Genomic DNA, 9,602 nt, shown 5'->3' with positions numbered 1-9,602 from the left:
CCCCTCACACAGGGGGAGATGTTTGCCCTCCACCCGGTAGATCATGTTTATGATCCAGGAACGACTTGCCGTTGATGATCACATCGGCATCGGTGGTGATGTTCAATGTGACATGCATAGCGCCCTGAATCTCGTTATCAGGGCTTATCGTGAGGGTTTTCTCGCTGGCTTCTGTAATGACGGATTTCGCTGTGATGGAGACTGTTTCTTCCTTGCCAAGAACAACGCGGTGACCTTCTAGATGGTATAGGCAAGAGTCGCCCGCCTCCAAGTTTTTTGGCCGAAATCCCTTGTGCTCAACAGCGATAGCAACCAGCCCGGCGCGGGCGCCGCCAATGCCCAACACGATGGCCTCAGACCCTTCTGGCGGCACACTGGTGTGGCCATAGTTCTGGAAGCGTTCCACATCATCAGCGCTCTCGTCGGCCAGCACTTTCAACTGCAATCCTTGCCGCTGGAACGAGTCGTTTACCAGGGTGACGATGGCCCTATCGGCAATCAGGCGCAGGCGGCGCGAAAGAGGCGCCAGCAACTTCTGCACATCACGAATGGTCACCATGTGGTTACCTCTTTGGTCTGTTTCTTGGCGACTTCTACCGGGATCAACATGGCCTCGCGGGGCATCAGGTTGATGATGGCTTCGCGGCCGTTCTTATCGTCTTCCATCAGGGTAATGGTGATAATCAACCAGCTTTCATCTAGCCCCTGGATCTCGTCTTTGACGGGGCAGAGGCGGTTGGTACGCCAGAGCGGGCCACGGTCACCCTCTATGCCCTGAGTACGCCAGCCGGCGACGGTCACCTCGGTCTGGGTGCCTTCGCCGATGCTGCGCTGTTTCTGCCACTGGCCGCGCTTGCTGGCCCCGGCCACAGTGGTGACGTCTTCGGCGATGATGATGCGCGGGCGATAGCGGGTGACAGCAGGATCAGTAATCGTTGCCTTCTGGCCGCCAATGGTAGCCGGTGCCGTGTTATCCCACGTTGTCCCGCCGCCATAGCTGCTGCCCTTCACAATCCATTCTGATGCCCGGTCGCGCATGCTGAACTGGCCACGGGCGGCCAGGATATTTTCACCCAGGACAAGGCTGGCCCCCATGACCTGGTCACTGGCCTGAGTCAGCACCAGCTGGCCCAGTTCGTTGGTGGTGAGCAAGATCCCGCGCTGCTTGGCCAAGCGGTCGAGCAGTTCGAAACAGGTCTCGCCCTGCTCGATGGCCACGCGAGGGAATGCCGCCCCCAGGTCGCACTCGACCAGCACCTCTATTTCGAATGGTTGGCAGATATCGCGGGCAACTCTGTCCAGCGTCACGCCCTGCCATTGACCGCTCTTATAGATGGCCGAGCAGTCCACCAGGTCGCTGGTCTTGCTGCGACCACTGACCACCCAGCTGACCTCTTTGGCGTCATAGCTGGGGATGAAGTCATCGATATACCCGGTCAGCACCAGGTCAGTGCCGATATGCACAGTGCAGGCACTGCCCTCGCGGATCGCCATCGCCTTGGCATCGTTCCATTTGCGAGTCAGGCTCAGTTCGAAATCGCCGGCGATATCGCGCAGGCTGCGGGTGATGCGCACCTTCTGCCATCCCTCATAGAGCTGGCCATCGACACGCAGGGTAATGGGCTCAGCCATTGGCCACCTCGTCGATCACATCGATTCGGGTGCTGGGGGTGATGAAGGCGGGATCACGCAGGTTGTTGCTGCTGACCAGGCGATCGCGGTACTCGGTATTGCCATACTGCTGCCAAGCCAGCAAAGCGGCAGGCGTGGTAGTGGCCAGCGTGAGCTGACGTCGGCGCGGCAACTGGGCCCCTCGCTCTCGGCTGTCATTGAGCAGGGCAAGGCGCAGGTCACGCAAGGAGCGCCACACGCCGCTTTCGCCGGCTTCTACCGCATCCATGGCCAGCTCGGCCAAGGTGGCGGCCAACTGGTTGGCCATGGCCTCCAGGTCATCGGCAGTCAGCAGCAGGTTGCGGTCTGCCCCGATGACCCCATCCATCACCACGGGGCGGCTCAGCTGGTTGTTGACCTGATCGCCAGTGAGGGATTGGCCGATAGTGACCGAACCGGCAGGATCCGCCGTGAAGTCGCGATCGCTGCCAAAGTTGGCACTGGCAATGGCACTGGCAGCAGCAGTGGCTGAGGCACGACGGATCAAGGCCGTAAACGCCACACCATTGGCCATGGCTGCATCGCGCTCGTCAGGGGTATCAATGGTCGGCACGGATGACGCGCTCCCGGCATTGGCATCGCTGATGATGCCAGTGGGCAGCCCCCCAGTGATGGCCAGCTCTGCCCGCATACCTTCCCAGCGGCGGCTCACGTTGTCATATACGGATAGCGCCCTGATGGGATCGGTGACGACGCCCTTGATGTCTTCGACGATACCCGTTACCTCGCGGGCCAGTTCGCCCGGGTAGGCCAGCAGGCTACCGACGCTATCCTTGGTACGCATCAGGCGATCAGTCCACTCACGGAACTGATCCGGCAAGGTAGGCAGGCCACGGGTCAACTCGTCCAGGTCATCGAGCAGGGTATCGACCATGGGGCCCATGTTGTCGATGCCGGTCAGGAAGGAGTCCAGGAAGGATTGCTCAGTCGCGCCATTGGCGGCGTCGGCGGCATTGCCCAGGGTGGCGGCGGTATCGATGGCAGCAGAGGGAAACAACCGGGTACCGGCTTCCCACACGGTGAAGGTGACATAGGCCACCCCGTCTTCTTCGTTGTCCAGGCGGTGGCTGACTTCGCCGACTTGCACAGTGCGCACGCCCCACCAGGGGTGGAGCATCTCGCAGGTACCCGGTTGATTCAGGGCATCGAGCAGGCTGCGCAGCTGGGTCAGATAGTCTTTTCCGACCAGCTTGCCGACGATCTGCTCGTTGGTCAGCACGGCGCCGTTATCTTCTGTCCATCCGCTTTCGCGCTTGGGGTACTCACGGGGGATGGCGCGGCGGCCGCCCTTGCCATCCACGGTATTCAGCAGGAATTCAACGCCCCGTACCGAGGCGGTCAAACGCTCTTCAAAGCTCATTCAAACCTCGCTTACGGCATCAGTGACGGGCCGTTATCCACATTCACTTTCAGCCCGGGGGCAGTGTCGCGGGTACGGACGGTAATGCGATCATCCCTGACATTGATATCAAGGGTGCCAGACAAATTATCCGGACGCGGGCTGGCGCTGATGTCCCTGGTAAAAAAGGCCTTCATCTCATCGAACACATCGAGAATGCCGGGGGCTGGCGTGATTCCATCAGTACTCAGATTAAAAAGTCCCGGGCCTTTTTCTGCCAACTCTTTGGCACGTTCTTCAGCCCTGCTGAACTTTGGCAATCCGCCCAGTTCAGGAATAAGTGACACCCCATAAAGCACGGTGCCTCCCGCAATAAGCTTCTGAACATTGAGTGTGCTTTTGTTCCCTGCCGCATTACCTGCTGAAGTCAATGAACCATCACCAAATCCAGCCCCTGGCATATTGACTACATAGACGGGAGTAGCGCCGAGATCGGACATGGCGCCACCCATACCACCGGCACCGCCCTTGCTGGGCTTGGCTGCATCCCAGACGCCCTTGGTCCAGCGTACCGCATCCACTCCCTTCTTGACGGCCACCAGACCACCTACCACCAGGGCGATATTCTTGCCTGTCTCCAGCCAGTTCTGCACAGCATCCGGTTCCAGGCTGTTGATGGCATTTGCCAGCTCGGCCACGGGGCCAGCCAACTGCTGGTTGGCGAACTGGTTCCAGCTGTTGCTGACCAATTGCAGGCTCGCGGCAAAGTCATTGGCCGCCACAGCGGCATCGTTGAGGGTGGTGGTGCCGTCACCCGACAGTTTCAGAAACTCGTCGAACGCCTTGACGTCACCTGTCTGTACAAACTCGGCGATCACCGGCTTGAGGGCCCGCTTGGCTTCGTCGGTCAGATTAAGATCGGCCAACTTGCTGGAGAGACCGCCCGACTTGGTGACGATCTCTTCAATCAGCGCTGGCAGGGAGCGCATGACCTCTTTGCCCTGCTTGAGCTGCTCTGGGTCGAACACATCGATGTTGCCCAACTGCTTGAGCTTCTTGACAGTATCAGGCCTGGTCAGGTCACGAATGATGGATTCGAAGGCCGTCACCGCTTCGGCATCAGATCCGACGCCCTGACGGATCACCTGCAGGGCCGCACCCAGTTCGGTGACTGCTTCGGCACCCTGGCGACCGGTGGCGGCATAGGCCGCGAATATCTTGGGACCCTCTTTGGCCATATTGCCCAGGGTAAAGGCCCCGCTCTTGCCTTGCAGGTTGAGGGTGTCAATGGCCCTCATGGCCGCCTCATTATTCTGTATGTTGAGCTTCTTGAATTCGGTGAAGATACCACCGACCTCAAGGCCGCCCGCGCCGGTGGCCTGGATCACGGCGGCAATATTGGGCAGGTTGGCAATCGCGTATTCAAGATCACCGGTTTTGGTCAGGATCTCTTCAATGGCGGATGTTGCTTCGGCAGGGTCAATGCGAATGCCCTTGAGGTTGGATACCCGCTGGATCTCGTCATACAGCTCTGCCGACTTCTCGCGGCTTATCTCGGCAGCGATGGCGATACGGGAGATGCGGCGGTCAAGCTGCGAGAACCCACGGACCGCTGAACCACCGACCACCGCCGCCCCCAAGGCAACATAACGATTACCCAGGGCATCGATACCACGGCCAGCAGCAGAGGCCGACATCTTGAGCATGTTCATGGCGCGCTGATTATTGGCAGCGAACTGGGTCATGCTCTGTCCATATTGCCGCGCCTTATTGGCAAGGTTGCCAGCAAGGTTAATAACAATATCGGTGACAAGTTGCTTGGCCATGGCATTTCCTTTTTATTTTCTTGGCGTCAGGGCCTGCTTTAATTGGTCAAATCTGCGCAGCAGGTGGCGAATGGGTAAATATTTCAGCTCAGCTGTGGGGATATATTTGCTCATGGCCAACATGACCCCCATGACCGGATCAGCCCACTGAATTAGATCGCCCCCGTTCTGCCAAGGCCTCTGTCAATGCCAGATCCAATTCTTGGGCTTTGCTTTGCAGCAAACCGAAATCATCGACATGCAATTTCTTAAGCAGTTGCATAGACAACGGGCCTTTTATTTCGCCGATATATTCAACTTGGCGGCAAAGCAGGTTCAGGCCATAAAGCACGTCGCTGGTATAGGCGACCGCTTTTCCGTTCTGCACCACCACTTTTTCGGCTTCGAGCTGGGCATCGATCAGATCGGCTGACGTCAGTTCACGCAGACCGACTTCACGATAAAGGAGCGACTTATCGTCGCTCCCTTTGCCCGGGATCCCATGTTCGAGTTGGAAGGTGATCCGGGCCATGGTCAGATCCCCACTACTTTGTCGCCGAAGAAGGTGGCCGCGATATCGCCGCTGTCTTCACGCAGGCTGGCCGGTTCATTGGTACTGGCCTTGGTCATCATGTAGCTGACCCCGTTGTCGCCTTCCCAGGTGAGGGTCGCATCTTCGATAGCGTTGATCTCGATGACATCGACATCTTCATCGGCGACGATCACCAGCTCGATGCTGGGCGGGCTGTACTTCTTGCTCTTGCCCCATACCTTACCTTGACCGGTGTGCTGGGTGCGGCTGTAGCCGCCCGGGTTGAGCGTGGCACCGCCCTTGGTTTTCAGTTGCTTGCCATTCGCGCGAATGGTCACTTCACCCAGGATCATTCCCATGGTGTTCTCCTTACAGTTTGAACTGGATCAGGGCTGCGAAGACGCGCAGCTGGTTGACAACGTCAGGGTGACAGACGCAGTTGAGGCGGTTGCGATCGCTGGTGTCGCGGGTGACATCCAGGGTCTCTTTGAACAAGTCAAAGTTCTCCATCAGACCGCTGGTCACCCAGCCGAGGGATACTTCCAGAATCGCCTGCTCCATCAGCTTGGGCGTGACTGTCGGTTGCGCCGGGTCAATCTGAGCCAGCACGTTGTCATCGGCCAGCTTGTGGCGCGGGTAACGGTTGGTAACCATTACCTTGATGTCGTAACGCATCTTGCCCAGGGTGGCCTGGGTGGTGATGTCCAGGTAAGACGGATCCTGGTCACCAAAGGCGTTCTCCTGGTACATCGAGATCTCGCGTTCGATGGCCACCACGTCGCCGGGCTGGATCTGGTAAGTCGCGATACCGGATTTCAGCAGGTTATTACGCTCGTCGAAGGCGAAACGGTCTGCTTTGGCCGGCGCCAGAATGCCGGGTAGTGCCAAGGTTTGCAGCGGCCGTGCCGGATCGATGGCCAGGTGATAGGCCGCGATACCGCAATAGCTGGCAGCAAACTCCCAGCTGGGGCTCGGTGACTTGCTGGTACCCATGCAGGAGAGCAGGAAGTCGTTGCGACCTTCGCCAAAGGTGATGGTCTCGCCATAGGTGCCACGGAATGCGGTATAGGCGATGGCCTCGCTCATCTTGAGCGGCCCCCAACGTTCGAGCAGCTCGTCACGCAGGGTGTTGAGGCTGGCGGTGTCGTTGAACGGCATCATGATGTGGTTGTACCACTCGTCTGGCATAGCCGCGATCAGGGCGGCCATATCGGGCGCGCCAGATCCACCGGTCATGGCCACAGTGGTGATGCTCACCCCGGGCGGCAGTTGTTCGCCGGCGTAGTAGTTATGACGCAGGTCGATGTCATTGCCGGTCAAGCCCTTCCACTTGGCAGTGATGTTGATCTTGGCGGTATCGGTACCGTCCACGACAGCCGTCACCGGCAGGTTCTTCTTGGCGTTGATGGCTGCGGCCACATTTGTGGCAATAGTGGCAGCGGTTGCCGAGGCAGCCACGCCGACCTGCAGAGCCTGACCGGCGATCAACAGGTAAAGGGTGCCGGACTGAGTAGCCGGGCCGCCGAACTTGTAGGATCCGGCAGCGGCTGCACCAGCGGCGATATCACCACAGGCCAGCGCAAAGGTGCGGGTGTAGCTGTTGGCCTTGCGATAACGCTTGGCGGCCAGCGCCATCATGGAGCCGACACCGAACAGGGCATCAATGGCTGACTCGCTGACCGGTACTTCTGTGACCGTCAGCGGGGCGGCGGTGCCCGCATCGGCGCCGGCATCGGTCATCTGGCCAAACAGCAGCACGTTCTGGTCCTGGGCAATGTTGCCGCTCAGGGCCTGCGAGTTGTCGATCTCGATGTAGACGAGCGGCACGCGCACGTCATTGGGGATGGTTCCGAGAGCCATGGTCACTTCTCCGCTTTCTTGTTGGTGGCCTTGGCGGCCGGTTTCACATTGACGACATCACCATCGGCGAGCCGCTTGAGCCAGAAGCTGGTGCGAGGGACACGTTCACCCTCTGCAGCCAGCTTGCTGCCATCCGGCTTGCGGATGGTCAGCCCCTCTTTCGGTTTGAGATAAAGTTCCACGGTTGCTCCTATGGTGTAGGCCCTGGCAGGGTGATATCGGCCTCGCAAACAGGTGCGCCATCAGCCAGCTCGGCCTTGAAGTTGAAGCGCAAGAAGTCGTCCAGGGTGGCAGGGTCGATGGGGTTATCGAGCGGCCAGTCTTGCCGCCACGTCACCGACCAGATGGACAGCCCCAGCTTGTCGATGCCGGTGGTGTAGAGGTTATCCATCCGCACCCCCTCGGGGGCCTTGCTGGCATCGGTGCCACGCCAGCCGCCGGTCAACATCAGGGCCGTGGCCAGCCGACATGCGATCACTTCAGCCCGCTGGTCTTTGGCATAGCCGAACTGGTCTGCGCAGAACACAAAGGCCGAGAATTCGATGGTGCCGATCAGGTAGCCTTCGCGGCGCATCGATACCACCCGCATCGCGGCGATGCGGATGCCGCCATCGCGATTCCCCATCCAGCGTTTGATATCGTCCGGCTCGTTGAAGCGGCCGATATGGCGCTCGATGGTTTGCACCCGGTCAATCACCCGGTCCGCGCCTGGGCCGGCAGCTTCCAGATAAGGTTTGAGATACTGCACCACACCTTCGCAGGCGCTGACGGTACTGCCGATGGTGCCAAAATCCGGGCGGCTCATAGGCCTGCCTCCTTCATCACGTCTTGCCAGAAGTCGCCAATCACGGCGAGCAGCTCGGTCTGGTTATCGCTGGAGAGGCCCAGATATTCGCGCTGGGAGATCTCCATCATCCTGGTAAAGCTGCCGACCGACTGATAGACCGGGAACTTGAGCGCCTTGCCGAACGCCTGACTGATGCGGCGAACGTGGGCAGGCACCTGCACTGACCCGCTAAATCCATCCTGATGCACCCCGGCATAGGCCAAGGCAGAGCCGACACGCACCTGGTTGCGCTGCACCTGGTACTCGATGCTGTCATACAGATCGCCATCACCCTGCAGCAGGCTCTGGTTGCCGTGGCGGGTCTTGCCATAGGCGGCAGACCAGGGCGCCCATGGCGTACCATCCGGCGCTGTCTTCTCATCGCTGATGCGGCGGCGGGTCTGTCTTTCAACCACTGCGCCGATGCTTTCGAGCAGCTCGGCCTTGTAGTCGTTGCGGCCCAGGGTATCGAGCAGACGCTGATAGCGTGCCAGCTCTTCGCCCCGAGTCGTGACCTCAACCGAGATCGCCATCAGAGCACGCCTTTCAGGCTGTTACGGGTGAACAGGCGCTCGTTGTCCTGCACCAGCTCCACCTTGCCGACGCTACCCTCTGGCGGCATGTCGGGGGTGGGCAGGCCCAGATCCACCTTGCCGGCCGCGATCTCTTTCACCTTGGCGATGGCTCTGTCGTAACGGTCCTGCAGCAGGTCGGTGACCTGGTTATCCCGATCGCCGAGCCAATAGAAGCCGATGACAATAGCCTGACGTTTGAGCAGGTCAGGCACGGTCGGCAGCGGCAGCACAAAGCGACGAGACAGGTAGCCGTTGATTTCGTCATCGGCGGTGGCCAATGCCTCATCGATCCAGGTGTCGTTGAGGGTGTCGGTCGAGCGGTCTAGGGCGAAGTTGTAGAGCATGCCCTCGTCACGGTCGATCAGGTCCTGCTTCGTCGCGTAGATGGCCATGGCTTAGTCCTTGATAACTTCGCTATCGATAAGCACTTTCAGCCAGGGTTCGCCATACACGCGCTTGGCCTCTTCCTGAGTGAGGTAGCAGCACGGGATCTCGCAGTCGTGGTCGTGTGGCACATCGGCCTTATCTTCCACCACAAACACGCGGGTCGTACTGGAGTGCAGGAAGTGGATGCCACAGCGCCAGAAGCCAGCCGGCGACTTGGCCTTGACGTCGAACTGACCGAGCAGCCAGTCGGCGCTTGCCTGCTGCTGTGGAACCGGATCAAGGCCAAGCGCCTTCAAGGTGATATCAGTCGCCAGCTGATTGATCTCTTGTTCAGTTACCTGTTTCTCAGCTGCCCGCTGTTCAGCGGCCAGACGGGTGGATTCAGCAGCTTCTGCTTCGGCGGCCAGTCGCGCCTCTTCGGAGGCCTGTTGTTCCGCCTCCAGGCGGGCGGCCTCGGCGTCAGGGTCTACCAACACGCCATCTTTCTTCGGTTCGGCTTGCGCTGATACCGGCTCGGTACCTGCGCCCACTGCTGCAGCTGCCAGCTGCTCGCTTTTGTCAGTAACGGCTTTAATCGTTGGCTTACGGGGTGCCATATCAATGCTCC

12 protein-coding genes are annotated in these 9,602 nt (G+C 59.7%); all 12 read right to left on the bottom strand.

What is annotated here, in order from left to right; translation table 11 throughout:
• Nucleotides 1-4: 4 nt before the first annotated feature.
• On the bottom strand, nucleotides 5-559 hold the full coding sequence (locus ACW5XD_RS18600; RefSeq protein ID WP_456496158.1) for a phage baseplate assembly protein V: 555 nt from the start codon (nucleotides 557-559) through the stop codon (nucleotides 5-7).
• On the bottom strand, nucleotides 553-1,632 hold the full coding sequence (locus ACW5XD_RS18595; RefSeq protein WP_456496157.1) for a phage baseplate assembly protein: 1,080 nt from the start codon (nucleotides 1,630-1,632) through the stop codon (nucleotides 553-555). Before ACW5XD_RS18595 ends, ACW5XD_RS18600 begins: the two co-directional genes overlap by 7 nt.
• On the bottom strand, nucleotides 1,625-3,031 hold the full coding sequence (locus ACW5XD_RS18590) for a DNA circularization protein (RefSeq protein ID WP_456496156.1): 1,407 nt from the start codon (nucleotides 3,029-3,031) through the stop codon (nucleotides 1,625-1,627). The genes ACW5XD_RS18595 and ACW5XD_RS18590 overlap by 8 nt, the downstream gene beginning before the upstream one ends.
• An 11-nt stretch (nucleotides 3,032-3,042) precedes the next feature.
• Entirely contained in the window at nucleotides 3,043-4,836 is a 1,794-nt protein-coding gene (locus tag ACW5XD_RS18585; RefSeq protein WP_456496155.1) for a hypothetical protein, read from the bottom strand.
• Between the two features lie 139 nt (nucleotides 4,837-4,975).
• Entirely contained in the window at nucleotides 4,976-5,347 is a 372-nt protein-coding gene (locus ACW5XD_RS18580; RefSeq protein ID WP_456496154.1) for a phage tail assembly protein, read from the bottom strand.
• A 2-nt stretch (nucleotides 5,348-5,349) separates the two neighbouring features.
• The gene (locus tag ACW5XD_RS18575; RefSeq protein WP_456496153.1) at nucleotides 5,350-5,706 is read right to left on the bottom strand and encodes a phage tail tube protein; all 357 of its coding nucleotides are present in this window, start codon (nucleotides 5,704-5,706) and stop codon (nucleotides 5,350-5,352) included.
• Nucleotides 5,707-5,716: 10 nt separating this feature from the next.
• A complete protein-coding gene (locus tag ACW5XD_RS18570; protein ID WP_456496152.1) occupies nucleotides 5,717-7,207 on the bottom strand; it encodes a phage tail sheath subtilisin-like domain-containing protein in 1,491 nt (496 codons plus the stop codon).
• Nucleotides 7,208-7,209: 2 nt separating this feature from the next.
• A complete protein-coding gene (locus tag ACW5XD_RS18565) occupies nucleotides 7,210-7,389 on the bottom strand; it encodes a DUF2635 domain-containing protein (protein WP_264098352.1) in 180 nt (59 codons plus the stop codon).
• An 8-nt stretch (nucleotides 7,390-7,397) separates the two neighbouring features.
• Nucleotides 7,398-8,012, bottom strand: coding sequence for a hypothetical protein (locus ACW5XD_RS18560; RefSeq protein ID WP_456496151.1), 615 nt, complete (start codon nucleotides 8,010-8,012; stop codon nucleotides 7,398-7,400).
• Complete coding sequence (locus ACW5XD_RS18555) at nucleotides 8,009-8,566, bottom strand: phage virion morphogenesis protein (RefSeq protein ID WP_456496150.1); 558 nt, start codon at nucleotides 8,564-8,566, stop codon at nucleotides 8,009-8,011. The genes ACW5XD_RS18560 and ACW5XD_RS18555 overlap by 4 nt, the downstream gene beginning before the upstream one ends.
• Complete coding sequence (locus ACW5XD_RS18550) at nucleotides 8,566-9,000, bottom strand: gp436 family protein (RefSeq protein WP_456496149.1); 435 nt, start codon at nucleotides 8,998-9,000, stop codon at nucleotides 8,566-8,568. Before ACW5XD_RS18550 ends, ACW5XD_RS18555 begins: the two co-directional genes overlap by 1 nt.
• Before the next feature lie 3 nt (nucleotides 9,001-9,003).
• A complete protein-coding gene (locus ACW5XD_RS18545; RefSeq protein ID WP_456496148.1) occupies nucleotides 9,004-9,591 on the bottom strand; it encodes a hypothetical protein in 588 nt (195 codons plus the stop codon).
• Nucleotides 9,592-9,602 lie beyond the last annotated feature (11 nt).

This window comes from Aeromonas enterica (assembly GCF_054052465.1).
The sequence above is the reverse complement of the archived record's forward strand: the minus strand, read 5'-3'. Positions and strand labels throughout refer to the sequence as shown.